The following is a 22,723-nucleotide window of genomic DNA, read 5'->3' on the forward strand; positions in this document are numbered from 1 at the left end:
CGAGGCCCGCGCCTGGGCGACCGTGAACAAGGACGACGGCGGCGGCAAGAAGCCCGGCGGCTCCGGCCGGGGTAAGAACACCGGCCACCCGGCGGCCCACAAGGGCGGGGAAGCGGGCGGGAGGGCCTCGGCGGAGCGCAGCACCGCGGATCGCTCGGCCTCGGCAAGGAAGGCGGCCGAGACCCGCAAGGCACGAGGGCACTAGCGCGGTTCACGCCGATTCCGTTCGGCGGAGGCGTCGGGCGTTCGGCGGCTCCTTCGATCACGAGGGTTGCGTCGTATCGAAACTGTATTCGCCCGAGCTTGTAGAAAGACTGTTCAGGGTTGAAGCGAGTCAGGCAGCCTGTGGACTGGCAGGCGCTGAAAGCTGTCGCTATCCGCATGCTGCCGGTTGTCCTTTTCTAGTTCGCCATTCTAACCGGCCGAAGATAAGCGAACATGTGAGGCACGTAATCTGCCTTGCCAATCGCTACGCCCTGGTTGCGGAGGATGGCGTAAGCCGTAATGACGTGGAAATAGAACTGCGGCAAAGCCCAGTCGCGGGCGTATTGCTCGCAGGTCATATCGAATATGATGCCGCCTGGTAACTCTATCGCGATCGGAAGATCGCAACTAAAATCAACTGCTCCGTCAGAAACGTCTGCCAAAAAAGAGAGGGCACTATCAATCCTTTTTCTAGCATCGGCGATCGAACCGCATGTATCACCGGCGTTCCGCCCTTCGGCAGCGATGGCTTCAAGCCACCCAGGTACACGCTCACCGCGTAGCCGGAAAACCGCCTCCTGTGCTTGGAACGCCGCGAAGCGAACCTGAGCTGCGAGCGGGAACATGTCGGTCGCCAGTCGGGCCGCCAACAGAGCCTCCGCCCGATCCGGCATCTGCTGCTCCGCCTTGTCCAGCAAGCCGGAGAGGGTTTGCAGCATGTGCTGGTACGTCGGAATGAGAAGCGTCGTCGTGGTCATCGCACGGATCGTACAGAGGAGCAGGGACGGTGCAATGACCACCATCACCGCTTCGAGCCTTCCGCCGGCGCGATAGCGCACTCAGTGTCGGCTTCGAAGCAGGATGCAAGCGTTGTTCGGCGTAGTTGGGTCGCGAGAGGACCGGCGCATAGGGATGGATCAACCCGCTCCGAGGGGCGTCCGCCCACCGTCCATCTTGGCAATGTTCCTGGTCTGGGCCGCTGCCGCGGGAAGGAGATGCCATCGGCCACGATCCCGGCACGCGTCGGGGCGGATGCCGCGCGCCTACTCGTCCTCGCCGAAGCGGTTGGCGAGCAGCGCTTCGATCGCATCGAGGCAGGCCTCCGCATCCGCGCCGACGGCTGTCACGGCGACTGAGGTGCCTTGCGCGGCGCCGAGCGTGAGCAGGCCCATGATCGAGCGTCCGCCCACCGTCTCGCCAGCCCGGGTTACCGTCACGGCCGCGTCGAAGCGCTCGACCGTCTGCACGAACTTGGCCGAGGCTCGGGCGTGTAGGCCGCGCCGGTTGATGATCGGAAGGCTGCGCAGGAACCCGCCCTCGGGGACCGGCGGGTCGTCGTCCGTTTCGTAGAGGTCGTCCATCGGCACCGTGCGCTCTCGCGTTCCGCGCGGGCGACGGCTCGGGACCGTCGTGCTCCGTGCCTAGCGGGTTCGAAGGGAGGACGGAAGTCCGGATCGGCTGCGCCTGATCACGGGTGAGTCACATCAAGGGGGATCACTTGCCGGCGAGCACCCGAGAGGCGACGTTGATATACTTGCGGCCCGCCTCCTGAGCGTGCAGCACCGCGTCGCCGAGGGATTCCTCCTCGCGTACGCTGGCGAGCTTGATCAGCATCGGCAGGTTGATCCCGGCAACCACCTCGACCGCGCCGCCGTTCATACAGGAGAGTGCGAGGTTCGAGGGCGTGCCGCCGAACATGTCGGTCAGCACCACCACGCCGGTGCCCGTGTTGACCCGGCCGACCGCCGACATGATGTCTCGGCGGCGCAGCTCCATGTCGTCGTCGGGGCCGATCGTGATGGTCTCGATCTGCTCCTGCGGGCCGACCACGTGTTCGAGCGCGGCCTTGAACTCGGTCGCGAGCAAACCGTGGGTGACGAGCACCATCCCAATCATCGACGCACGTTCCGACGTCCTGTGAACCGAGCCGCCATGTTGTGCATCGCACACCCCCGACACAAGGCAGTCGCGACGTTTTGCTCAAAACTGCGTCATCATCATGCCACGCCGCCGCGGTGCGCGCTACGCCCCCCGTTCGTGAGCCGAACCCGCAGTCGTGCTGTGCGGCTGCGAAGCAACGCCCGGGCGCCCCACCGCGTCTGCGAAGAGCGCCGCGAAGACCAGGGCGGGCACGAGGCCCGAATCACGCAGCCGCCGGTCCACGACGAGGCGCGGCAGGTCGAGGCCGAGGATCCGCGCTTGCCCCGCCTCAGGCTCGGGCAGGCGCGGGCTCGATGCGACGAGATCGACCGCGAGGCGCGTCACGCAGGCGGGCAGCACGGCGTGGCCGAGATCCGCAACCGCGCGGATACCGACACTCCGCACCTCGATCAGCCCGGAGAGGCGCGGATGCGGCCGGGCGACGAGGCGGTCGTGGTGCCGTTCCAGCCGAACCCGGTCATCGGCGACGAAGGCCGCAAAATTGCCGACGCGTTGCGACCTGTCGAGGAGCGCCAGGGCGAGGCTCGACTTGCCCGCCCCCGATTCGCCTCGGATCAGCACCCCCGCCTCGCCGAGGACCACGCAGGTCGCGTGGGCCGTCAGGCGGAGGGGGGCGCCCGCCACCACCGGCTCAGGCGGCGAGCTGCCGCGGAGCGGCCGGTAGACGCACGATGAAGCGGGCGCCGCGCACGGTCGGCTCGCCGTCCTCGTTGGCCGGCCCAGGCCGGTTCTCGGCCCGGATGCTTCCGCGATGCGCCTGCACGATCTGGCGCGAGATGGAGAGACCGAGGCCCGAGTTCTGGCCGAAACCCTGCTCCGGCCGGTCGGTGTAGAAGCGCTCGAAGATCCGCTCCAGGGCGTGCTCGGGGATGCCCGGCCCCTCGTCCTCGCAGATCATCTCGACCTCGCCGCGCACCCGCCTCAGCGCCACCCGGACCTTCGCGTCGGAGGGCGAGAACGAGCGGGCGTTGTCGATCAGATTGTTGACCACCTGTCCGAGCCGGCTGTCGTGGCCGATGATGCCGAAGGGCGTCTCGTCGCTGCCCGGCGGCGCCTCGATGTCGAGTTGGATCAGGCAATCCTTCGGGCGCCGCCGCTCGTTGGCCACCGAGATCACCGTGGTCAGGAGCTTCTTCATGTCGACCCGTCGCGCCTCGGCGCGTGCGAGCTCCGCGTCGAGCCGGGAGGCGTCGGCGATGTCGCTGATCAGGCGGTCGAGGCGGCGGACATCGTGCTGGATGATTGCCATCAGGCGGGAGCGCGAATCGTCTGTCTTGGCGAGCGGCAGGGTCTCGACGGCGCTGCGGAGCGAGGTCAGCGGGTTTTTCAGCTCGTGGCTGACATCCGCCGCGAAGCTCTCGATCGCGTCGATGCGCCGGTAGAGCGCCTGGGTCATGTCGCGCAGCGCGCCCGACAGGTGGCCGATCTCGTCGGTGCGGTCGGTGAAGTCGGGGATTTCCTCGCGGGTCTTGATGCCCATCCGCACCTTCTCGGCGGCCTCGGCCAGCCGCCGCACCGGCCCCGCGATGGCGCCGGCGAGCAGGATCGAGAGCACCACCATCACCAGGGCGGCGACGATGAAGACCTGGAATAGGCCGAAGCGCTCCGAGGCGATGACGCGGTCGATCGCGTCGCCCTGCGTCGAGATCAGCAGGGCGCCGCGAACCTGGCCCGCCTTGTGGATAGGTACCGCCACAGAGACCGTGGTCTCGCCGACCGTGTTGCGCCGCACCAAGCTGCCGCGGGCGCCGCTCAGTGCGGTCTGAACCTCGCGCAGCGAATGGCCGTTTGCCGGACCCACCTCCTCGGTGAACTTCGAGCGGCTGCCGAACAGGCTCGACAGGTGGGCGTGGACCCAGGCCACCGCCCGCTCCAGCACGTTCGGCGCGTGCTGGGGCGCCGGATCGCCCCGTCCGTCGCGGTTGAACAGGGAGCGCGTGTCGAAGAGCAGCCCGCCCTCCCGGTCGTAGACTCGGGCCCGGTTGCCGGTGGGCGTGACGAGGCGGGAGAGAAGCGGCGCGACCCGCTCGGGGTTCAGCGAGAAGGCAAGCGGGGCGGATTCCTCCTCCGCGCTCTCTCCGGCCTGATCCTGTAGGAGCTTGTCCGGATCGACCCGGATCGTGTCCGTGTCCACGGAGGCCGAGGAGGCGATGGCGCTTGCGATGATCTCGCCCTGGATCGCGAGGCTCTGGACGCGCGCCTGAATCAGCCCCTGGCGGAACTGGTTCAGGTAGAGGAAGCCGACCAGCAGCGCGATCAACCCGACGAGGTTGAGCACGACGATACGGCGCGTCAGGCTGGAGGCGGCGCGCTGGCCGATTCCGTCCCAAAGGGCGCGCGGCCAGGTGAAAGGCGTGGGCAGCGGCCGGCCGAACAGGGTGCGGCGCGGGCGCGGATCGTCGGAGGTGATGGGCGGCACGGCTCAGGAGGTCTTCGGACAGGGACGGTCGACTCGGGAGCCCGCTTCTCACCCTTCCTTGAAGCGGTAGCCGACCCCGTACAGGGTCTCGATCATGTCGAAGTTGGTGTCCGTCACCTTGAACTTCTTGCGCAGGCGCTTGATGTGGCTGTCGATGGTGCGGTCGTCGACGTAGACCTGATCGTCGTAGGCCGCGTCCATCAGGGCGTTGCGGCTCTTCACGACGCCGGGGCGGTGGGCCAGCGCCTGCAGGATCAGGAACTCGGTCACGGTGAGCGTCACCGGCTCGCCCTTCCAGGTGCAGGTGTGGCGCTCCGGGTCCATCATCAGGGCGCCGCGCTCCAGGGAGCGGGCCGCCGCATCCGCCTCGCGGGGCGGTGCGCCGGGGCCGTCCTTCGGGGCGAAGCGGCGCAGCACCGCCTTCACGCGCTCGACCAGCAGGCGCTGCGAGAACGGCTTATGGATGAAGTCGTCCGCGCCCATCTTCAGGCCGAACAGCTCGTCGATCTCCTCGTCCTTCGACGTCAGAAAGATCACCGGAAGGTCCGATTTCTGCCGCAGGCGCCTGAGAAGCTCCATCCCGTCCATGCGCGGCATCTTGATGTCGAAGATGGCGAGATCCGGCGGCGAGTGCCGCAGCCCGTCGAGCGCGGAGGCGCCGTCCGTGTAGGTCTGGATCCGGTATCCTTCGGTCTCCAGCGCGATCGACACGGAGGTAAGGATGTTGCGGTCGTCGTCGACGAGGGCGATGGTCGGCATGCGCGTTCCCTGACTGAAACGGCGGCGGCGAGGCTCAGGGCCGGCGGCCCGAGCCCGGCCCCGGTCCGGGGCAGGCGGTGACGCGAGGCGGTCGGGAGAGGCAGCTTCCCGGGCCCGCTTCGCGCGGAAGGGTCAGGTGCTTTAGTATGAAGCTTTGAAAAAAGCGAGCGCCGGGCGTAGCTTGGCCGTATCCGGCGGGGCCGGGAGAGCGGCCCGCGGGCCGATGTCGCCCTCGCCCCGCGCGGCGAAACGCCTATGATCGGAGTGGGATCGCCGGGACGGGCGGGCCCGGCGAGACGGCAGGCGGAGGCACGATGAGCGGGACGGATCAGGGCGGCGGTGAGAAGCGCGGTCCGGCGCGGCCGCTGCCGGCGGCGGAAGCCGGCTTCGACGCCGTGGGGCTGGCGCGCGACCTCCTGCGCACGGTCCGCTCCGGCGCGCTCGCTACCCTGGAGCCCGACGGTACGCCCTTCTGCTCGCTGGTGACGATGGCGACCGACGCGGACGGCACGCCGCTGATGCTGCTGTCGCGGCTCTCGGCGCATACCCGCAACCTCCTCGCCGAGCCGCGCTGCTCGCTGCTCTTCTCGGCCGGCGGCAAAGGTGACCCGCTGGCGCATCCGCGCCTCACCGTCGTGGGCCGGGCGGTGCCCTCGCAGGATCCGCGCGTCCGCGCACGCTTCCTCACTCGGCACCCGAAGGCGAAGCTCTACGCGGACTTCCCCGATTTCGGCTTCTTCAGCCTCGACCCGTCCGCCGGCCACCTCAACGGCGGATTCGCTAAGGCCGCGACGCTGACGCGGGACGAGCTGCTCCTCGATCTCGCGGGCGCCGAAGGCGTCGTCGCGGGCGAGGGCGGGGCGGTGGAGCACATGAACGCAGACCACGCCGACGCGCTCGCGCTCTACGCCGCGGGAGCCGGCGGGGGGGAGGGGCGCTGGCAGCTCACCGGCCTGGATCCCGAGGGCATGGACCTCGTGGCCGGCGAGCGCGCGGTGCGGGTGACCTACCCGGAGCGGGTTTCCGACATGGGGGCACTGCGCAAGGTGCTTGTCGCGATGGCCGCCCAGGCGCGGGTGGACGCGCCCTGAACGCGCCCTCGGAACGCATGACGGCCGCTTTCGTGCCCTGGCAAATGAGGGTGCGGCGCGCCATATAGGCCGCATGAGCGATATCCAGACCGACACCTACCCCTTCAGCCTCGACGTCGAACCGGTCGGCGAGTCCGGCAGCCTGTTTCAGTGGAGCATCCGCAAGAACGGCAAGCTCCACCAGCGCTCCGACCGCAAGCACCCGACCGAAGCGAAGGCCCGCGCCCATGGCGAGGCCGAGATCGAGCGGCTGATTCGCGACCGCGGCCGCTGAGCGCGAGCCACATCCAGGCCTGACGGCCTTCGGGCGCTCTCGGGCGCGGGCGGCTTCCGGTGCCGCCCGCGCCCGTGCGCGTTTCGGGGCCGCCATGCGCGGAGCTTGGCGCGGCTACGCCCCCCTGCTATCCCGCGCCTCACAGATCACGATTTCCGTTCCTGACACGGCGCGGAGCGGCTGCCCCCGGGGCCCGCCGCGCGCCGGAGACCCCCGCCGATGACCGCTGCGCCCATCGACAACATCCGCAACTTCTCGATCGTGGCGCATATCGACCACGGGAAATCGACGCTCGCCGACCGGCTGATCCAGGCCACCGGCACCGTGGCCCTGCGCGACATGGGCGAGCAGATGCTCGACTCGATGGACATCGAGCGCGAGCGCGGCATCACCATCAAGGCCAACACCGTCCGGCTGGAGTACAAGGCCGAGGACGGCAAGGACTACGTCCTCAACCTGATGGACACGCCCGGCCACGTCGATTTCGCCTACGAGGTCTCCCGCTCGCTCGCCGCCTGCGAGGGCTCTCTCCTCGTGGTGGACGCCTCCCAGGGCGTCGAGGCTCAGACGCTCGCCAACGTCTACCAAGCGCTCGACGCCAACCACGAGATCGTGCCCGTCCTCAACAAGGTCGACCTGCCGGCGGCCGAGCCCGACCGGGTGAAGGAGCAGATCGAGGAGGTGATCGGGCTCGACGCCTCCGACGCCGTGCCGATCTCGGCCAAGACCGGCCTCAACATCGAGGCGGTGCTGGAGGCGATCGTCAAGCGCCTGCCCCCGCCCAAGGGCGACCGCGGCGCCCCCCTGAAGGCGCTGCTGGTCGATTCCTGGTACGACGTCTATCTCGGCGTCGTCGTGCTGGTGCGCATCGTGGACGGCGTGCTCAAGAAGGGCATGACCATCCGGATGATGGGCGCCGACGCCGTCTACGGCGTCGACCGGATCGGCGTGTTCCGCCCGAAGATGGCCGATATCGGCGAACTCGGCCCCGGCGAGGTCGGCTTCCTCACCGCCTCGATCAAGGAGGTGGCCGACACCCGCGTCGGCGACACCATCACTGAGGACAAGCGCCAGACCACCGAGATGATGGCGGGCTTCAAGGAGGTCCAGGCGGTCGTCTTCTGCGGTCTCTTCCCGGTCGATGCGGCCGAGTTCGAGAACCTGCGCTCGGCCATGGGCAAGCTCCGGCTCAACGACGCCTCGTTCTCGTACGAGATGGAGACGTCGGCCGCGCTCGGCTTCGGCTTCCGCTGCGGCTTCCTCGGGCTCCTCCACCTTGAGATCATCCAGGAGCGTTTGGAGCGCGAGTTCAACCTCGACCTGATCTCGACGGCGCCCTCCGTGGTCTACCGTCTCGCCATGCGCGACGGCGAGATCAAGGAGCTGCACAACCCGGCCGACATGCCCGACCCGATGAAGATCGAGACGGTCGAGGAGCCCTGGATCCGCGCCACGATCCTCACCCCCGACGAGTATCTCGGCGGCGTGCTGAAGCTCTGCCAGGACCGCCGCGGCGTGCAGATCGATCTCAACTACGTCGGCAAGCGGGCCATGGTCGTGTACGACCTGCCGCTGAACGAGGTGGTGTTCGATTTCTACGACCGGCTGAAGTCGATCTCGAAGGGCTACGCCTCCTTCGACTATCATGTCTCCGACTACCGCGAGGGCGACCTTGTGAAGATGTCGATCCTCGTCAACGCCGAGCCGGTCGACGCGCTCTCGATGCTGGTCCACCGCACCCGGGCGGAATCCCGCGGCCGGGCCATGTGCGAGAAGCTGAAGGACCTGATCCCCCGCCACCTGTTCCAGATCCCCGTCCAGGCGGCGATCGGCGGCAAGATCATCGCGCGCGAGACCATCCGGGCGCTGTCGAAGGACGTCACCGCCAAGTGCTACGGCGGCGACATCTCGCGCAAGCGCAAGCTCCTCGACAAGCAGAAGGAGGGCAAGAAGCGCATGCGCCAGTTCGGCCGCGTGGAGATCCCGCAGGAAGCCTTCATCGCCGCGCTGAAGATGGACGATTGAGGAGCGTCCACGTTCGATCAGCCGAACGGATGGTCCGGTTGTCGCACCCCGCTCACACCACCCGGATCTGTGTTGCCACGCGCGGCGCCTCTTCCGCACCCGTATCCGCCTCGATGATCCGCATGTCGAGGCGGCCCTGCTCGTCGCGAAAGACGTCGTAGACCACCCGGTCCACCACCCGGTTGCCCTCGCCGAAGATTAGCACCCGCGGCTTGTGCGCGATCACGTCGTCCACGCTGCCGTAGCTGGCCGAGGCGATGATCACCTCGTCCCCGACTTGGCAGGTGCGGGCGGCCGCCCCGTTCAGCACGCAGCAGCCGGAGCCGGCCGGCCCGTACAGCACGTAGGTGCTGATCCGCGCGCCCGACATCTTGTTCCAGATCTCGACGAATTCGAGCGGGTCGAGCCCCACCTCGCGGCAGAGGTCGGCGTCGAGGGTGATCGAGCCGTGATAGTTGAGATCGGCCCCCGTCACCCGGATGCCGTGCAGCTTGGCCCGCACGAAACTCTGCATCTGATCCCCCCGGCCGCCCGTAGCCCGGACCTGTTTCGACCCTTGTACCGCCTCCTGCGAGAGCGAGCTACCAGCGGGGAACGTTTTAACCTCAGGTCGCTTATCGCGCCCTTCAGGCGTTGCGAAATAACCTGAGGTAGCCTTAGCTGCATGGATTACCTGAGGTAACCCATGCCGATCACCCAAGCCGAACTCGAAGCCGTCGTTGCCGAACTCGCGCGTCGCCCAGGCCACGAGAAGGTCCGGGCTCTGCTCCACCGGCTGCTCACCGGGGCGCTCGACGCCCGCAGCGAGCAGATCGCCTTCGAGCGGGCGCTACCTGAGGTTCGGGGCCGGGTCGACGCGCTGCTCGGCCGCACGCTCATCGAGATCAAGACGGATTTGCGCCGCGAGGCCGCTGCCGCCGAGGCCCAACTCGCCCGCTACCTGCCCGAGCGCGAGGCGGCGACCGGCCAGCGCTATGTCGGCCTCGCCACCGACGGGTCGCGCTTCGCGGCCTACGAGATGCGCGCCGGCGCCCTCGTGCCGCTGGGTGCCTGCGACGCGCGGCCCGCCGAGGCCTGGGACCTCACCGCGTGGCTGGAGGGCGTGATCGCGGTACGCGACTGGCTGCCCGCCGACGCGGTGGGCATCACGAACGAGCTCGGCCGCCGCAGCGTCGCCTTCGCCCGCACCCATGCCCTGTTGCGGGCCGCCTGGGCCGCGGTGGCGGCGGACCCGGAAGCCGCGCTGAAACGCCAGCTCTGGGAGCGGCATCTCGGCTTCGTCTACGGCAAGGCGGTCGGCGGCGACGACCTCTGGCTGCAGCACACCTATCTGGTGATCCTCGCCAAGGCGATCGCGGCCGGCGCCATGCGCATCCACGGGCACTCGCCCGAGGATCTTCTCGACGGCCGGGCCTTCCGGGATGCCGGCGTGCACGGGGCCGTGGAAGAGGATTTCTTCGGCTGGATCCTGCGGGCGCCGGAAGGGTCGGCGATCGTCGCAAGCCTCGCCGGCCACGCCGCCCGCTTCGACCTCGGCAGCGTCGACGTCGATCTCCTGAAGGTGCTCTACGAGTCGCTGATCGACCCGGAGCAGCGCCACGACCTCGGGGAGTATTACACGCCCGACTGGCTCGCCCGGAAGGTGGTGCGCCGCGCCCTCGACACCCCGGCCTCGCAGACCTGCCTCGACCCGGCCTGCGGCTCGGGCAGCTTCCTGTTCCACGCGGTGCGGCTGAAGCGCGCGGCGCTGGCCGATGCCGGGATGCCGGCCGGTGCGGTGGCGGCCGCCTGCTGTGCCGCGGTCACCGGCTTCGACGTGCATCCCGTGGCGGTGATCTTCGCCCGCGTCACCTATCTGCTGGCCCTGGGCGAGTCCCTGCTCGCCCGAGAGGACGCCATCTCGCTGCCTGTCTATCTCGGCGACGCGCTGCAATGGAACGTCCGGCGCGACGCCGTGGAGCAGGATCTCGTCATCGCGGTGCCGCCGACGGGTGCGCGCCGGGCCGGCGGCTCGGTGCTGCGCTTCCCGCTCGGGCTCTGTGCCGAGCCCGCCCTGTTCGACGCGGTCGTTGCGGCCCTCCACGATGCCAGCGAGGCGGGCCGCGACGCGGAGGCCTTCCTCGGCAGCCTCGCGGCTCTCGGTGTGCCGATGGAGCACCACGTCACGCTGCGCGCGACCTACCTCACCTACGACCGACTGCGGCGCGCCGGCCGCGACCATGTCTGGGGTTTCATCGCGCGCAACCTCAGCCGCCCGGTCGCCCTCTCGGATGGGGCACGGGTCGACGTGGTGCTGGGCAACCCGCCCTGGCTCGCCTACCGCTACATGTCGCGGGACATGCAGGACCGCTTCCGCGAGACCGCGCGCCGCCTCGGCGTCTGGGTCGGGCCGGACGAGGCGCGCCTCGTCACGCAGACCGACCTGTCCGGCCTGTTCCTCGTGCGCTGCGCCGAGCTCTACGCGAAGCCGCCGGGCCCGCGGCGGGGCGGGCGGCTCGCCATGGTGCTGCCGCTGGCCGCCCTCAGCCGCGGCCAGTACCGCGCCTTCCGGACCGGCGACTGGGCTGGCGTGCGCGCCGCCTTCACGGAGGCCTGGGTGCTCGACAACCAGGCGGTCGCCCCGCTCTTCCGGGTGCCGACCTGCGTGTTGTTCGCCGAGGTCGCCGAGCGGGCCGGGCCGACGCCGGAGCGGGTCACGGCCTTCGCGGGTCGTCTGCCCTTCAAGGACGCACCGGAGGAGCTGGCGGACCGCCACGTCGTCGCCGCGCCCGCGGATGCACCGCGTCCCGTCGGTTTCGCGGCGGTCTCGCCCTATCGGGACCGATTCCGCCAGGGCGCGACCCTGGTGCCGCGGATGCTCTGCCTCGTGGAGCGCCGCGACGGCGGACGCCTCGGCGCCAGTCAGGCCGCGCCCGCCGTTCGCAGCCGGCGCTCGAACCTCGAGGACCCGCGCTACCGCGCGCTCGACGCCCTGGAGGGCGCGGTCGAGCGCCGCTTCCTGCGACCGGTCTACCTCGGTGAGTCGATCGCACCGTTCCGCGTTCTGCACCCTTTCGAGGGGATCGTACCGGTCGACGCGGCCGGCACGGTGCTCGACGCGCGTCAGGCGGGCAACCGGGGCTTCGGGCGGCTCGCCGACTGGATGGAGCGGGCCGAGGCCGTCTGGCAGCGCACCAGCGCCGGCCGGATGACGCTGAGCCAGCGCTGGAACTTCCATAACGGTGTGACGAGCCAGTTTCCGGTGCCGGGCCTGCGCGTGGTGTTCTCCAAATCAGGCCGGCGCCCGGCCGCCTGCATCGTCAGCGACGAAGCCGGCATCGTCGATCACGCGCTGTACTGGACCGATGTCGTGGCCGGAGCCGAGGCCCGCTACCTGCTGGCCGCGCTCAATAGCGACACCGTTCGCCGCCGGATCGTTCACCTGCAGGCCCGGGGCGAGCAGGGCGCGCGACACTTCGACAAGCTGATGTTCACCCTGCCGATCCCGCTCTTCGACGGCCGGATCGCGCTCCACGCGGAGCTCTCTGCCGCGGGTGCAGAGGCCGAGCGGGTGGCCGCTGCGGTCCCGATCGAGCCGGGAACACCGTTTCAGCGCGCGCGGCGAGCGATCCGCGAGGCGCTGTGGGCGGACGGGATCGCCGCGCGGATCGATGCCCGCGTGGCGGAGCTTCTCGGGCCGGACCCGCTCGTCCGGCAGGCCGCGCCGGCTGAGCCCGAACTGGAGGAGGCCTGACGCCGCCTCACCAGTCCCGATGGCGGCGTGGCTGCGGGGCGCGCTGAACGCGCTCGTAGACCCCGTGCCCGGTGCGCGCCCGATAGGCGGCGCCCGCGTAGTCCCCAGGGGTCGGCGGGGTGCCGGGCTGCGAGAAGCTGGTTTCGGGCCGGTAGGCCGGGCCCCAGCCGATGGCGTCCTCGCCGGCGGGATCGCGCCCCGGCAGGCCGGTGGCGAAGCCCACGCCCTGCGCGCCCGCCGGGGCGGGGGCGAGGACGGCGAGAACGGCCGCGGCCGCGAGGAGGCGAAGGAACAGCGGCGGTGAGGAATGGTGCATCGGTGCGGGACGTCTCTCTGCGGACCGGCGGCCGGCCCCGGATGATCCGGAAACCGGCCGGCCAACCGCGCAGTTTCCGCTCAGCGCGCGGCGGGCTGGGCCTGTCCTGCGGCGTCGTTGTCCTGCCGCGCCTGCTTGTTGGCGCGGTGGCGCCCTATGGCGCAGCCGGCGGCGGCGCCCACAAGGCCGTGATGTCCCGCGTAGTGGCCGGCGACGCCGCCGACGAGCGCGCCCTTGATGCAGCCCTTGGCCTCGGCCGATCCGGTCCAGGCGAGCGCCGTGAGGGCGAGGGCGCCGACGAGAATGCGCGTCATTGTGGTGATCTCCCGTGTATCGTGGCACGAAGAACGAGCGGTCGTAATCCCGCGTTCCGCGCTCGCGCAGGTGTGAGCGGGGTCGCGCAGGCGTCGGCGCCGAGCCATGTCCCGGACGCCGCGTGGGGCGCTGGCGTCCGGTCGCCGCCGGCGCCATCTAGGCCCTGCATGGATACGCCCCTCTTCGACACCGCCCTTGCCCGTCGCCGCCTCGCCCGGGCGCGCGCGAACGGCCGCGGAGGCGGCTATGCCGACTTTCTGCTCGCCCGCGCGGCCGAGGATCTCGACGACCGCATGGGCGCGGTGCTGCGCCGCTTCACCAGCGCGCTCGATCTCGGCACCCCGGCTCCGGCCGCCGCGCGGATCCTCGCCCGGCGCCTCGACGGGGGGCGGATCATCCGCCTCGCCCCCCTGCCGGAGACGCCCGAGCCCGGGTTCTCGGGCGCCGTGGCCGATCCCGAGGCGCTGCCGGTGGCGGGCTCCAGCCTCGATCTCGCGGTCTCGCTGCTCGCGCTTCAGGGCGTGAACGACCTGCCCGGTACCCTGGTGCAGCTGCGGCGAGCACTCAGGCCCGATGGACTGTTCCTCGGCTGCCTGCTCGGCGGCGCCACCCTGACCGAGCTGCGCCAGAGCTTCGGCGCGGCCGAGAGCGAGATGGAGGGCGGGATCAGCCCGCGCGTCGCGCCCTTCGCGGCGGTGCGCGAGGTCGGCGGATTGCTGCAGCGGGCGGGCTTCGCCCTGCCGGTGGTCGACAGCGAGACTGTGACCGTGCGCTACGCCGACCCCTTCGGCCTGATGCGGGACCTGCGGGCCATGGGGCTGACCAACACGCTCACCGAGCGACGCCGGACCCCCTTGCGCCGCGCCACCCTGCTGCGAGCGGCCGAGATCTACGCGACGCGCTTCGCCGACCCGGACGGCCGGGTGCGCGCCACCTTCGAGCTGCTCTGGCTCTCCGGCTGGGTCCCGCACGAGAGCCAGCAGAAGCCCCTGCGGCCGGGCAGCGCCCAGGCGCGGCTCGCCGACGCGCTCGGCACGCAGGAGATCACGTCCGCGACCCTGCCCGACGAGAGGAGCCCGCGATGAAGCAGCCTGGCCCGGACCATCCGATCGCGATCCTGCCGCATCCGGGCCGCATCCGGGTCGTGCTGAACGGCGCGGTCGTGGCCGAGACGCGCGCGGCCCTGAGCCTGCAGGAGGGCGGATACCTGCCGGTGCTCTACATCCCGCGGGCCGACGCGCGGCTGGAGCACTTCACGCCCTCGTCCCGGCGCAGCCACTGCCCCTACAAGGGCGACGCGAGCTACTACGATCTTCAGGTCGGAGAGGCGCAGCGCGGCGACGCGGTCTGGAGCTACGAGGACCCGTTCCCCGCGGTCGCGGCGATCCGCGGTCATCTCGCCTTCTACCCGGACCGGGTCGACGCGATCGAGCAGGACTGAGCGTCCGCGGGGCTCAGCGGCCTTCGACCAAGTCCCAGAAGCCGTACTTGCGCCCGTGCCGGCGCTTCAGGCCCTGCCGGTACTCCGCCGGGTCCGGCTTCAGGCCGCCAAGGTCGGCGCGCTCGGCGATGAGGTCGAGTTCCTGCAGGTAGGCTGCGCCGTGCGCGTAGGCCTGGCTGCGCCCCCGCCCCAGGATGTCGTCGAGCAGCGCCCGGTAAAGGATCGTTGCGGCAAGCGGATGGGCTTGCGCCAGCGCCTCCGCGGCGGGCGCCAGGATGGTGTAGCGCTCGCCCTCCCAGATCCCGGGCCGCGCGATCACCAGCCGGGCCGCCCGGTCGAGATCCGGCCAGCGCACCAGGAAGCCGAGCGCCCGGTGCGGGTCCGCAAAGGTTTCCACGACCGCGATGGCGCGCCGCAGGGCCTCGTCGTCCTCGAAATCCGGCAGCTTGGCGAGGTAGGTTCGCAGCATCTCGGCATCGAGCCGCTGCGCGAAGCCGCGCCAGCGCAGATCCTGCGCCTCCGCGTCCCGCCCGAGCGCGTCGAGGGCCCGGATCTCAAGCACCGTGCTCTCGCGCTCCATCGCCGTCTCGTCGAGGCCCGCGATCACGTCGGCGCGGGTGAGCGGCTGGGGTGTCTTCCGGCGCAGCCAGTCGAGCGCCTCCGCCGGACGGTTCGCCCCGAGAAGGCGCTCGGCGATGTCGATCCGGTCCGGCGAGCCCGGCATCGCCTCCAACTCGAAGGCGATGAAGGCGTCGATGTCGCCGCGGCGCTCGGCGATGTCCTGACGCAGGCGCAGCAGCAGCAGCCGGCGGAGCCTCTGCAGCATCTCTTGCCCGCGCCCGCCCGCCTTCGCGCCCGTCTCCGCCGCCAGTCCGGCCACCGCGTCGTCCAGCGGCGCCAGCGCCTCCGGATCGAGCCGCCCGATCAGGGCCCGCAGGAGCGCGGTGAGCGCGCCGGTCGGATCGGCGAGCACGCGCGGGAGCAGCCCGCCCGCGAAGCGCGCGACCGTCCCGGTGGGCAGGGCGGCGCCGATCTCCACCGCCGCCTCCGCGGCGCGATCGTAGACGCCCTGCACGGTGCCGGCGCCGTCGTCGACCCGGGCGAGCACCCCCTCGGCGCCGCCGAGGAAGCGCACCAGCCGCTCCAGGGCGGCCTCCCCGTCAAGCGGGCGCAGCTCGTTCAAGATCACCGAGACGGTGGCGTCGAGGTCGAGGACGAAGGCGCGGCGCTTCTGCCAGTCGATGTAGCCCCGCGCGCCCTCCAGGGCGGCGAGCCGCCGGTCGACGATCTTCGCCACGGCGTCCGGCCCCTGCCGGGCGGCGAGCGCCGCACTGACCAGCTTGCGGAAGGCCGGGTTTCGCCGGGTCTCATCGAGGACGAGGCCGATCAGCCGGTCCCGGTCGAGCGAGGCCAGGGTCTCGGCCGAGGGGGTGGTGCGCCGCGCCCCCTTGGGGAGGCTCCTCGGTGTGGTCTCGAGGATAGCCTTCCTGGAAGACGTCGCCGAAGCCTCGGGCGCCGGATCTCCCGCCTCCGGAGCGGCCTCCGCCTCCGCTGCCCGGGCCTTTCGACGCGCCATCGTCCTCCGAAGCCTCCCCGGCGTGCGGTCAGCCCTCGACCTTCGTCACCGGGCGGTCGTTGCCCGGCGCGGTCTCGTCGTGCCACGCGCCGGCCTGATCCTGGTAGCGGATTCCCTCGGTCGAGCCCGGCACCTGCTGCTCGGCCGCCGCGGCCTGGGCCGCCTGAAGCGCCTCGTCCCGGCTCGGGAAGGTCTCGGAGAACACGTCGCCGACCTTGTAGGCGAAGCCGCCGTCGTGCTCGACGATGTGATAGGTCACCTCGGTCATGGATGCTCCTCGACGCGTGTCATCGTTGGTGCGCGAACACGGGAGATCCGGGACCGGTTCCTCAGTGCCGGGTGGGCGGGCCGTCCGAGAAACCGGCGGCCGCGGCCTCGCAGCCCGCGATCAGCGAGCCGCGGACATCGTCGGCGGCGTAGCCGATGCCGTCCGGGAAGGCGAGGCTGCGCACCGCGTCGTCGGCGACCCGCCGGACATGGGCGACCCAGCCGTCGTCCACCCGCTCGAAGCGGGCCTCGTAATCTTCGCCGTCCTGCTCGAACCGGTACGGTTCCATGCGCCTCACCCCACTGGCGTCACGATTCGGGTCTCTGGATGCGCGCATGCGCATTCTTCTCCCCGCGACGATCCTGGCCGGCGCCGTCTCCGCCCTCTGCCTCGCGGCGCCACCGGTGCGGGCGCAGGGCGTCCCGCCGAACCCCTTCGCGTCGAACTATCCCTCCGCGCCGCCCCCACCGTACATCGTGGAACAGCGCGAGCGCCGGATGGTGCGGGCGCGGCGCCCGCGCGGCGCGGCCCCTGCGGAGACCGGATTGCTGCCGCCCGGCCGCGTCCCGTACTGAGCGCGGCTCAGGCGTCGCCGACGACGCCCGCCGCGTCCTGGGCCTGGAGCACGTCGGGACGCGGCATCGAGATGATGTTGTAGCCCGAATCCACGAAGTGGACCTCGCCGGTCACGCCGCCCGAGAGGTCGGAGAGCAGGTAGAGGGCCGAGCCGCCGACATCGTCCAGGCTCACGGTGCGCCGGAGCGGGGCGTGGGCCTTCTGGTGGTTGAACATCAGCCGGGCATCCGCGATGCCAGCACCCGCGAGCGTGCGCATCGGGCCGGCCGAGAGCGCGTTGACCCGGATGCCGTCCGGGCCGAGGTCGGAGGCGAGGTAGCGCACAGAGGCCTCCAGCGCGGCCTTGGCCACCCCCATCACGTTGTAGTTCGGCATGACCCGGGTCGAGCCGCCGTAGGTCAGCGTCAGCAGCGAGCCGCCGGTCCGCATGCGCCGGGCCGCCCGCTGGGCGATCTCCGTGAAGGAGAAGCACGAGATCGTCATGGTCCGCACGAAGTTGTCGCGCGTGGTGACGTCGACGTAGCGGCCCTTGAGCTGCGCCTTGTCGGAGAATCCGACGGCGTGGACCACGAAGTCGAGGCCGCCATCGAAGGCCGCGTCGAGCCGCTCGAAGGCGGCGTCCACGGAGGCCAGATCCTCCACGTCGCAGGGGATCACCACATCGGAATCGAGCTTGGCCGCGAGCGGACCGACCCGGCGGCCGAGCGCCTCGCCCTGGTAGGTGAAGGCGAGGCGGGCACCGTGCTGGTGCAGCATCCGGGCGATGCCCCAGGCGATCGAGTGATCGTTGGCAACGCCCATGATCAGGCCGCGCTTGCCCGCCATCAATCCCGTCATGCGATCGCTCGTCCCCGGTTCCCGCGAGCACCCCGAAGGAGCCCCTGTACAGGGGGCGAGCCATAGCGTGCCGGTCGTCGGCCTGTCCAATGCGACGGGGCCAGATGGGGATAAGGCGCCCGGGAGCGGCCTCAGAAGTAGCCGCGGGTCTCTTCGCGCGCCGCCTCGATCAGGCGCTGGCGGACGAAAATCATGGCGGCGCCCGCGCAGACGGGACCGGCCAGGATGGCGACGAGGAAGGGAACCACGCGCTGTCTCCGCCAGAGATGCGGGGACAGCGTTTACGAAACGGAAACGTTCCGGGCCAGCCCTATTCCGCGGGCGGCCGAAAGGTCGCGGCCTCAGGCGTCGACGTGCTTCAGGACCAGCGTCGCGTTGGTCCCGCCGAAGCCGAACGAGTTCGACAGGACGTGCCCGAGCCGGGCGTTGTCCCGGCGCTCCCGCAGGATCGGCATGTCGGCGAAGGCCGGGTCGAGCTCGTCGATATGGGCGCTCTCGCAGATGAAGCCGTTGTTCATCATCAGCAGGGAGTAGATCGCCTCCTGCACGCCCGTGGCGCCGAGCGAGTGGCCGGTGAGCGATTTGGTCGCCGCGATCGGCGGGCAGGCCTCGCCGCGGCCGAAGACCTCGCGGATCGCCTCGATCTCCTTGTCGTCGCCGACCGGCGTCGAGGTGGCGTGCGGGTTGATGTAGTCGATCTTGACGCCCTTCAGGCCCGAGAGCGCCTGCTGCATGCAGCGCACCGCGCCCTCGCCGGAGGGCGCCACCATGTCGTGCCCGTCCGAGGTCGCGCCGTAGCCCGCGACCTCGCCGTAGATGCGGGCGCCGCGCGCCTTGGCGTGCTCGTACTCCTCCAGCACCAGCACGCCCGCGCCGCCGGCGATGACGAAGCCGTCGCGGCCCGCATCATAGGCGCGGGACGCCCGGGCTGGCGTGTCGTTGTACTTTGAGGACATCGCGCCCATGGCGTCGAACAGAACCGAGAGCGTCCAGTCCAATTCTTCGCAGCCGCCCGCGAAGATCACGTCCTGGCGACCCGCCTGAATGATCTCGGCGGCGTTGCCGATGCAGTGGTTCGAGGTCGCGCAGGCCGAGGAGATCGAGTAGTTCACGCCCCGGATCTTGAACCAGGTCGCGAGCGTCGCGGAGGCCGTCGACGACATGGCCTTGGGCACCGCGAAGGGCCCGACGCGCTTCGGCCCCTTCTCGGTGGCGATGGCGGCCGATTCCACGATGGTGCGGGTGGAGGGGCCGCCCGAGCCCATGATGATGCCGGTGCGGTCGTTCGAGACGTCGCTGGCCTCGAGACCCGCGTCGCGGATCGCCTGCTCCATAGCCACGTGGTTCCAGGCGGTGCCGCCGCCGTGGAAGCGCATGGCGCGCCGGTCGACCACGCCCTCCGGGTCGAGGCTCGGCGCGCCCGAGACCTGGCTGCGGAAGCCGTGCGTCGCCTGCGACTCGTCGCGCGCGATGCCCGAACGCGCTTCGCGCAGGGAGGCGAGGACTTCCTGCGTGTTGTTGCCGATGGACGAGACGATGCCCATCCCGGTGATGACGACACGGCGCATGTAAAAAACTGTCTCCGCGGCGGCCCGTGAGCCACGGGCCACGCTCTTCCGGTCAGCTAGGACGAAGCCGGCACGATCGCAACTCCCGGATCAACGGCCCGGGAGGCCCGTCCGCTCCCGGCCGGCAGCGGGCATGCACGAAAAATTCAGCTCTGGAACAGCGCGACGCGCAGGTCCTGGGCCTCGTAGATGCGCTTGCCGTCGGCCTCCAGCCAGCCATCGGCGATGCCGAGCACCAGCTTGCCCTGTCGCACACGCTTGAGATCGACGCCGTAGACGACCTGCTTGACGGTGGGCAGCACTTGGTCGGTGAATTTCACCTCGCCGACGCCGAGCGCCCGGCCGCGTCCCGGCGAGCCGAGCCAACCCAGATGGAAACCGACGAGCTGCCAGAGGGCGTCCAGCCCGAGGCAGCCCGGCATCACCGGATCGCCCTTGAAGTGGCAGGGGAAGAACCAGAGGTCGGGGCGGATGTCGAACTCGGCCCGGACCAGGCCCTTGCCGTAGGCGCCGCCCTCGTTGCTGATCTCGGTGATGCGGTCGAACATCAGCATCGGCGGCAGGGGAAGCTGGGCGTTGCCGGCCCCGAACAGCTCGCCGCGACCGCAGGCCAGCAGATCCTCGTAGGTGTAGCTCGACGCGCGGGCCTTGGCCTCGGGCGCGGTCTGGGGCGCGGTGGTGTCGGCGTCGGAGGACATGGGGGCGGTTCGGTTCCCTGATCTGTCTTGGCGTCGCTCGGCCCGGGCGTCCGGCCGCGATCGGCGGAGTGCCCGGCTCGGAGTGCCGTTTGCACGGGCGGGGCCGGCATTCGGCGCCTCGTTAGCACGGGCTCCGGCGCCTTCAAAGTTTCGCCGGTCCCAGGTCGCACCCCGGACTCGGGTTGCGGCTGTGGCCGCGGTTCCGTATAATCCTTGATCAAATCTACATGTATTCCAGAGAGCGTCCCGTTCGCCGATGTCCGAGCTGCTGCCCCTGCAGGCCGTCCTGAACGGCCGGACCACCCCGCTCTCCGCGGAGGCGTCCGCCGCCGGCCGCCGTGGCTGCCCGCTCTCGGACCTGCGCGACCGCCTGCGCCGCGCCGGTCTGCGCCCCACCCGCCAGCGCCTCTCGCTCGGCTGGCTGCTCTTCGGGCGCGGCGACCGCCACCTGACGGCCGAGATGCTGTACGACGAGGCGATGCGGGCCAAGGTCCCGGTCTCGCTGGCCACCGTCTACAACACGCTGCACCAGTTCACCGAGGCCGGCCTGCTGCGCCAGCTCGCGCTGGACGGGTCGAAGGCGTATTTCGACACCAACCCGACCGAGCACCACCACTTCTACCTCGAGGATGAGGCCAAGGTGATGGACATGCCCGATTGCGGCATCACCGTGGATTCGCTGCCCGAGGCGCCCGAGGGCATGGAGATCGCCGGCGTCGAGGTCATCGTGCGCCTGCGCCGCCGCGCCGGGGCCCGCCGCCAGAGCTGATCGGCCGGACGACACGGAGAACGAGACAAGGCCCGGGCAATCCCCGGGCCTTGTCTCGTTCGGGAGCGCGTCCTACTCCACCCGCTCGTTCGGGTAGACGCCCCAGAGCCGATTCTGCCGGATGTAGCCGTCGACGTCGCCGCGCTTGCCCGGCAGGGCGACGACGAGGCGGCACCACGTGCCGGTGCAGCTCTTCACGCTGCCGATCACCCCGGCCTCCAGCCGCGCCTCGTCGCGGGCGTCGTCGGCGGCGCTGGCCCGCAGCGGCACCGCGTTGCGGTCGTTCTTCGGCGCCGTGACGAGCGCCGTGCGCCGGCCCGACAGCAGCGAGTGCAGCACCCAGCCCTCGGTGCCCTCCGAATCGCGGATCCGGCGCCAGGTCTCGAACTCGCCGATGATCTCCACCGGCAGGCCCGCCCGCTGGAACACCCAAAGGGTGCGGTGATCCTTGGAGGGACCCTCGCGCAGGTTGACCCGATCGGTCTTGAGGCTGGCGTAGCGGGGCAGCGGCAGCTTGGTGACCGGGCCGAGCGCGGTCTCGGGCGTCGGGGCCGCCGGCGCGGCCGAGGCCGGCGCGAGAAGGCCCGGCCCGGCGAGCAGCAGGACGGCGCCCGCCAGGATCGTTCGGGCAATTCGCATCGTGCGGTCTCCCATCCTCTTGCCTATGCGTCTTGCCTGTGCGTCGCGGCCGGCCGCCCCGATTGTGTTCCGCCCTCGCTCTGGTAAGGAGGCCGGAGGCCCGAAACCCGCCCGTCGACGGCCCCGCACGACGCCCGATCGTACTGGCGGAGTTCGGTTAACGGACGCTTGCGCCCGCCGGAACCCGGTCGGACCGCACGGCGTCGAGGGAGCGGACAAGAGGCCGGACCATGCGCCCCGGCGCGAGGGAGGACAGATGACGTCGAAGCGCAAGCCGCTCGTGGTGGTGACGCGGCGCCTGCCGGACGCCGTCGAGACGCGCATGCGCGAGCTCTTCGACGTGCGCCTCAACGCGGACGATCAGCCCCTGGCCGCCGAGCAGCTGGCCGCGGCGCTGCGCGAGGCGGACGTCCTGGTGCCCACCGTCACCGACGAGATCGATTCGGGCCTCCTCGCCCAGGCCGGGCCGAATCTCCGCCTCATCGCCAATTTCGGCAACGGCGTCGACCATATCGACGTTGCCGTGGCGCTCGAGCGCGGCATCACCGTCACCAATACGCCGGGCGTGCTGACCGAGGACACCGCCGACATGACGATGGCGCTGATCCTCGCGGTCGCCCGCCGGGTGACGGAGGGCGCGCGCATCATCCCGGACGACGAGTGGAACACCGGCTGGTCCCCCACTTGGATGCTCGGTCGCCGCATCACCGGCAAGCGCCTCGGCATCGTCGGCATGGGCCGCATCGGCCAGGCGCTGGCCCGCCGCGCCCGCGCCTTCGGCCTGCAGATCCACTACCACAACCGCCGCCGCGTCCCGGCCGCGACCGAGAGCGCCCTCGACGCGACCTACTGGGAATCCCTCGATCAGATGCTGGCGCGGGTCGACATCGTATCGGTCAACTGCCCGCACACGCCAGCCACCTACCACCTGCTCTCGGCCCGCCGCCTCAAGCTCCTGAAGCGCGAGGCGATCGTGGTGAACACCGCCCGCGGCGAGGTGATTGACGAGAACGCGCTCGCACGCCTCATCGAGGCTGGCGACGTCTCGGCGGCCGGCCTCGACGTGTTCGAGCAGGAGCCCGCGGTGAGCCCGCGCCTCGTCAAGCTCGCCCGCACCGGCAAGGTGGTGCTGCTGCCGCACATGGGCTCGGCCACGCACGAGAGCCGCATGGACATGGGCGAGAAGGTCATCATCAACATCAAGACCTTCATGGACGGGCACCGCCCGCCGGACCGCGTGCTCCCGAGCATGCTCTGAGAAGGCGGGGCGCGCT

General features: G+C 70.8%; 25 protein-coding genes and 1 pseudogene. 10 read left to right on the forward strand and 16 right to left on the reverse strand.

Going from position 1 to position 22,723, the window contains the following annotated elements:
• A pseudogene (locus MFF54_RS22875) lies at positions 1–205 on the forward strand (plasmid stabilization protein); the annotation flags it as partial.
• 196 nt (positions 206–401) lie between these two features.
• Here MFF54_RS22875 and MFF54_RS22880 read toward each other — a convergent pair.
• The 6 genes from MFF54_RS22880 to MFF54_RS22905 all read right to left on the reverse strand — a co-directional run bounded on the left by MFF54_RS22880 (position 402) and on the right by MFF54_RS22905 (position 5,323).
• Positions 402–1,043 (reverse strand): DUF1993 family protein, encoded by a 642-nt coding sequence (locus tag MFF54_RS22880; RefSeq protein ID WP_238306518.1) that lies wholly within the window; start codon positions 1,041–1,043, stop codon positions 402–404.
• 204 nt (positions 1,044–1,247) lie between these two features.
• On the reverse strand, positions 1,248–1,565 hold the full coding sequence (locus MFF54_RS22885; RefSeq protein ID WP_238306519.1) for an HPr family phosphocarrier protein: 318 nt from the start codon (positions 1,563–1,565) through the stop codon (positions 1,248–1,250).
• Between the two features lie 133 nt (positions 1,566–1,698).
• Positions 1,699–2,100 (reverse strand): PTS sugar transporter subunit IIA, encoded by a 402-nt coding sequence (locus MFF54_RS22890; protein WP_238306520.1) that lies wholly within the window; start codon positions 2,098–2,100, stop codon positions 1,699–1,701.
• Positions 2,101–2,226: 126 nt separating this feature from the next.
• Complete coding sequence (locus tag MFF54_RS22895) at positions 2,227–2,769, reverse strand: HPr kinase/phosphorylase (RefSeq protein ID WP_238306521.1); 543 nt, start codon at positions 2,767–2,769, stop codon at positions 2,227–2,229.
• A 7-nt stretch (positions 2,770–2,776) separates the two neighbouring features.
• A complete protein-coding gene (locus MFF54_RS22900; RefSeq protein ID WP_370880184.1) occupies positions 2,777–4,522 on the reverse strand; it encodes a sensor histidine kinase in 1,746 nt (581 codons plus the stop codon).
• Positions 4,523–4,612: 90 nt separating this feature from the next.
• Entirely contained in the window at positions 4,613–5,323 is a 711-nt protein-coding gene (locus MFF54_RS22905; RefSeq protein ID WP_066925139.1) for a response regulator transcription factor, read from the reverse strand.
• A 314-nt stretch (positions 5,324–5,637) separates the two neighbouring features.
• Here MFF54_RS22905 and MFF54_RS22910 point away from each other — a divergent pair, with 314 nt between their 5' ends.
• The 3 genes from MFF54_RS22910 to lepA all read left to right on the forward strand — a co-directional run bounded on the left by MFF54_RS22910 (position 5,638) and on the right by lepA (position 8,713).
• Positions 5,638–6,414, forward strand: a complete 777-nt coding sequence (locus MFF54_RS22910) for a HugZ family pyridoxamine 5'-phosphate oxidase (protein ID WP_238306522.1) — start codon at positions 5,638–5,640, stop codon at positions 6,412–6,414.
• Between the two features lie 73 nt (positions 6,415–6,487).
• Entirely contained in the window at positions 6,488–6,688 is a 201-nt protein-coding gene (locus tag MFF54_RS22915) for a hypothetical protein (RefSeq protein WP_066923227.1), read from the forward strand.
• Between the two features lie 219 nt (positions 6,689–6,907).
• The gene (gene lepA / locus MFF54_RS22920; RefSeq protein ID WP_238306523.1) at positions 6,908–8,713 is read left to right on the forward strand and encodes a translation elongation factor 4; all 1,806 of its coding nucleotides are present in this window, start codon (positions 6,908–6,910) and stop codon (positions 8,711–8,713) included.
• 52 nt (positions 8,714–8,765) lie between these two features.
• Here lepA and panD read toward each other — a convergent pair whose 3' ends face one another.
• Entirely contained in the window at positions 8,766–9,227 is a 462-nt protein-coding gene (gene panD / locus MFF54_RS22925) for an aspartate 1-decarboxylase (RefSeq protein WP_238306524.1), read from the reverse strand.
• Between the two features lie 171 nt (positions 9,228–9,398).
• On the opposite strand from panD, the gene MFF54_RS22930 reads away from it, so the two are divergent.
• The gene (locus tag MFF54_RS22930; RefSeq protein ID WP_238306525.1) at positions 9,399–12,446 is read left to right on the forward strand and encodes an N-6 DNA methylase; all 3,048 of its coding nucleotides are present in this window, start codon (positions 9,399–9,401) and stop codon (positions 12,444–12,446) included.
• A gap of 7 nt (positions 12,447–12,453) precedes the next feature.
• On the opposite strand, the gene MFF54_RS22935 is transcribed toward MFF54_RS22930, so the two are convergent.
• Both MFF54_RS22935 and MFF54_RS22940 read right to left on the reverse strand, forming a co-directional pair.
• A complete protein-coding gene (locus MFF54_RS22935; RefSeq protein ID WP_238306526.1) occupies positions 12,454–12,762 on the reverse strand; it encodes a hypothetical protein in 309 nt (102 codons plus the stop codon).
• A gap of 80 nt (positions 12,763–12,842) precedes the next feature.
• Positions 12,843–13,076, reverse strand: coding sequence for a hypothetical protein (locus MFF54_RS22940; RefSeq protein WP_238306527.1), 234 nt, complete (start codon positions 13,074–13,076; stop codon positions 12,843–12,845).
• A 168-nt stretch (positions 13,077–13,244) separates the two neighbouring features.
• Here MFF54_RS22940 and MFF54_RS22945 point away from each other — a divergent pair, with 168 nt between their 5' ends.
• The gene (locus tag MFF54_RS22945) at positions 13,245–14,162 is read left to right on the forward strand and encodes a methyltransferase domain-containing protein (protein WP_238306528.1); all 918 of its coding nucleotides are present in this window, start codon (positions 13,245–13,247) and stop codon (positions 14,160–14,162) included.
• Positions 14,159–14,518 carry a DUF427 domain-containing protein gene (locus MFF54_RS22950; RefSeq protein WP_238306529.1) on the forward strand — a complete coding sequence of 120 codons (360 nt, stop codon included), beginning with the start codon at positions 14,159–14,161 and terminating at the stop codon, positions 14,516–14,518. The genes MFF54_RS22945 and MFF54_RS22950 overlap by 4 nt, the downstream gene beginning before the upstream one ends.
• Before the next feature lie 13 nt (positions 14,519–14,531).
• Here the strand turns inward: MFF54_RS22950 and MFF54_RS22955 are convergent, their stop codons facing one another.
• The 3 genes from MFF54_RS22955 to MFF54_RS22965 all read right to left on the reverse strand — a co-directional run bounded on the left by MFF54_RS22955 (position 14,532) and on the right by MFF54_RS22965 (position 16,651).
• Positions 14,532–16,094, reverse strand: coding sequence for a DUF6880 family protein (locus tag MFF54_RS22955; protein ID WP_238306530.1), 1,563 nt, complete (start codon positions 16,092–16,094; stop codon positions 14,532–14,534).
• A gap of 28 nt (positions 16,095–16,122) precedes the next feature.
• A complete protein-coding gene (locus MFF54_RS22960; protein ID WP_238306531.1) occupies positions 16,123–16,362 on the reverse strand; it encodes a DUF2188 domain-containing protein in 240 nt (79 codons plus the stop codon).
• Positions 16,363–16,423: 61 nt separating this feature from the next.
• Positions 16,424–16,651 (reverse strand): hypothetical protein, encoded by a 228-nt coding sequence (locus MFF54_RS22965; RefSeq protein ID WP_238306532.1) that lies wholly within the window; start codon positions 16,649–16,651, stop codon positions 16,424–16,426.
• Positions 16,652–16,697: 46 nt separating this feature from the next.
• Here MFF54_RS22965 and MFF54_RS22970 point away from each other — a divergent pair, with 46 nt between their 5' ends.
• Positions 16,698–16,937 carry a hypothetical protein gene (locus MFF54_RS22970; RefSeq protein ID WP_238306533.1) on the forward strand — a complete coding sequence of 80 codons (240 nt, stop codon included), beginning with the start codon at positions 16,698–16,700 and terminating at the stop codon, positions 16,935–16,937.
• A gap of 7 nt (positions 16,938–16,944) precedes the next feature.
• Here MFF54_RS22970 and fabI read toward each other — a convergent pair whose 3' ends face one another.
• From fabI to fabA, 3 genes are all read right to left on the reverse strand, one after another.
• Positions 16,945–17,775 (reverse strand): enoyl-ACP reductase FabI, encoded by an 831-nt coding sequence (gene fabI / locus MFF54_RS22975; RefSeq protein ID WP_238306534.1) that lies wholly within the window; start codon positions 17,773–17,775, stop codon positions 16,945–16,947.
• Between the two features lie 341 nt (positions 17,776–18,116).
• On the reverse strand, positions 18,117–19,343 hold the full coding sequence (gene fabB / locus MFF54_RS22980; RefSeq protein WP_238306535.1) for a beta-ketoacyl-ACP synthase I: 1,227 nt from the start codon (positions 19,341–19,343) through the stop codon (positions 18,117–18,119).
• A gap of 146 nt (positions 19,344–19,489) precedes the next feature.
• The gene (gene fabA, locus MFF54_RS22985; protein WP_238306536.1) at positions 19,490–20,041 is read right to left on the reverse strand and encodes a 3-hydroxyacyl-[acyl-carrier-protein] dehydratase FabA; all 552 of its coding nucleotides are present in this window, start codon (positions 20,039–20,041) and stop codon (positions 19,490–19,492) included.
• A gap of 256 nt (positions 20,042–20,297) precedes the next feature.
• On the opposite strand from fabA, the gene irr reads away from it, so the two are divergent.
• A complete protein-coding gene (gene irr, locus MFF54_RS22990; RefSeq protein WP_238306537.1) occupies positions 20,298–20,810 on the forward strand; it encodes a Fur family transcriptional regulator Irr in 513 nt (170 codons plus the stop codon).
• Positions 20,811–20,882: 72 nt separating this feature from the next.
• On the opposite strand, the gene MFF54_RS22995 is transcribed toward irr, so the two are convergent.
• The gene (locus MFF54_RS22995; protein ID WP_238306538.1) at positions 20,883–21,449 is read right to left on the reverse strand and encodes an SH3 domain-containing protein; all 567 of its coding nucleotides are present in this window, start codon (positions 21,447–21,449) and stop codon (positions 20,883–20,885) included.
• A 256-nt stretch (positions 21,450–21,705) separates the two neighbouring features.
• Between MFF54_RS22995 and MFF54_RS23000 the strand changes: the two genes are divergently transcribed.
• Positions 21,706–22,707, forward strand: a complete 1,002-nt coding sequence (locus MFF54_RS23000; RefSeq protein ID WP_238306539.1) for a 2-hydroxyacid dehydrogenase — start codon at positions 21,706–21,708, stop codon at positions 22,705–22,707.
• The last annotated feature ends 16 nt before the right edge of the window (positions 22,708–22,723 follow it).

Source organism: Methylobacterium gregans, assembly GCF_022179245.1.
GTDB classification, from domain to species: domain Bacteria; phylum Pseudomonadota; class Alphaproteobacteria; order Rhizobiales; family Beijerinckiaceae; genus Methylobacterium; species Methylobacterium gregans.

What these genes read in the sequence shown, in the direction of transcription:
- MFF54_RS22960 (WP_238306531.1), bottom strand. Translation starts at nt 16,362, where the DNA reads ATGACCGAGGTGACCTATCACATCGTCGAGCACGACGGCGGCTTCGCC.
- MFF54_RS22905 (WP_066925139.1), bottom strand. Translation starts at nt 5,323, where the DNA reads ATGCCGACCATCGCCCTCGTCGACGACGACCGCAACATCCTTACCTCC.
- MFF54_RS22950 (WP_238306529.1), top strand. Translation starts at nt 14,159, where the DNA reads ATGAAGCAGCCTGGCCCGGACCATCCGATCGCGATCCTGCCGCATCCG.
- MFF54_RS22955 (WP_238306530.1), bottom strand. Translation starts at nt 16,094, where the DNA reads ATGGCGCGTCGAAAGGCCCGGGCAGCGGAGGCGGAGGCCGCTCCGGAG.
- MFF54_RS22995 (WP_238306538.1), bottom strand. Translation starts at nt 21,449, where the DNA reads ATGCGAATTGCCCGAACGATCCTGGCGGGCGCCGTCCTGCTGCTCGCC.
- panD (WP_238306524.1), bottom strand. Translation starts at nt 9,227, where the DNA reads ATGCAGAGTTTCGTGCGGGCCAAGCTGCACGGCATCCGGGTGACGGGG.
- MFF54_RS23000 (WP_238306539.1), top strand. Translation starts at nt 21,706, where the DNA reads ATGACGTCGAAGCGCAAGCCGCTCGTGGTGGTGACGCGGCGCCTGCCG.
- fabA (WP_238306536.1), bottom strand. Translation starts at nt 20,041, where the DNA reads ATGTCCTCCGACGCCGACACCACCGCGCCCCAGACCGCGCCCGAGGCC.
- MFF54_RS22910 (WP_238306522.1), top strand. Translation starts at nt 5,638, where the DNA reads ATGAGCGGGACGGATCAGGGCGGCGGTGAGAAGCGCGGTCCGGCGCGG.
- MFF54_RS22970 (WP_238306533.1), top strand. Translation starts at nt 16,698, where the DNA reads ATGCGCATTCTTCTCCCCGCGACGATCCTGGCCGGCGCCGTCTCCGCC.
- MFF54_RS22915 (WP_066923227.1), top strand. Translation starts at nt 6,488, where the DNA reads ATGAGCGATATCCAGACCGACACCTACCCCTTCAGCCTCGACGTCGAA.
- MFF54_RS22940 (WP_238306527.1), bottom strand. Translation starts at nt 13,076, where the DNA reads ATGACGCGCATTCTCGTCGGCGCCCTCGCCCTCACGGCGCTCGCCTGG.
- MFF54_RS22930 (WP_238306525.1), top strand. Translation starts at nt 9,399, where the DNA reads ATGCCGATCACCCAAGCCGAACTCGAAGCCGTCGTTGCCGAACTCGCG.
- MFF54_RS22965 (WP_238306532.1), bottom strand. Translation starts at nt 16,651, where the DNA reads ATGGAACCGTACCGGTTCGAGCAGGACGGCGAAGATTACGAGGCCCGC.
- MFF54_RS22885 (WP_238306519.1), bottom strand. Translation starts at nt 1,565, where the DNA reads ATGGACGACCTCTACGAAACGGACGACGACCCGCCGGTCCCCGAGGGC.
- MFF54_RS22890 (WP_238306520.1), bottom strand. Translation starts at nt 2,100, where the DNA reads ATGATTGGGATGGTGCTCGTCACCCACGGTTTGCTCGCGACCGAGTTC.
- MFF54_RS22945 (WP_238306528.1), top strand. Translation starts at nt 13,245, where the DNA reads ATGGATACGCCCCTCTTCGACACCGCCCTTGCCCGTCGCCGCCTCGCC.
- lepA (WP_238306523.1), top strand. Translation starts at nt 6,908, where the DNA reads ATGACCGCTGCGCCCATCGACAACATCCGCAACTTCTCGATCGTGGCG.
- MFF54_RS22935 (WP_238306526.1), bottom strand. Translation starts at nt 12,762, where the DNA reads ATGCACCATTCCTCACCGCCGCTGTTCCTTCGCCTCCTCGCGGCCGCG.
- fabI (WP_238306534.1), bottom strand. Translation starts at nt 17,775, where the DNA reads ATGACGGGATTGATGGCGGGCAAGCGCGGCCTGATCATGGGCGTTGCC.
- fabB (WP_238306535.1), bottom strand. Translation starts at nt 19,343, where the DNA reads ATGCGCCGTGTCGTCATCACCGGGATGGGCATCGTCTCGTCCATCGGC.
- irr (WP_238306537.1), top strand. Translation starts at nt 20,298, where the DNA reads ATGTCCGAGCTGCTGCCCCTGCAGGCCGTCCTGAACGGCCGGACCACC.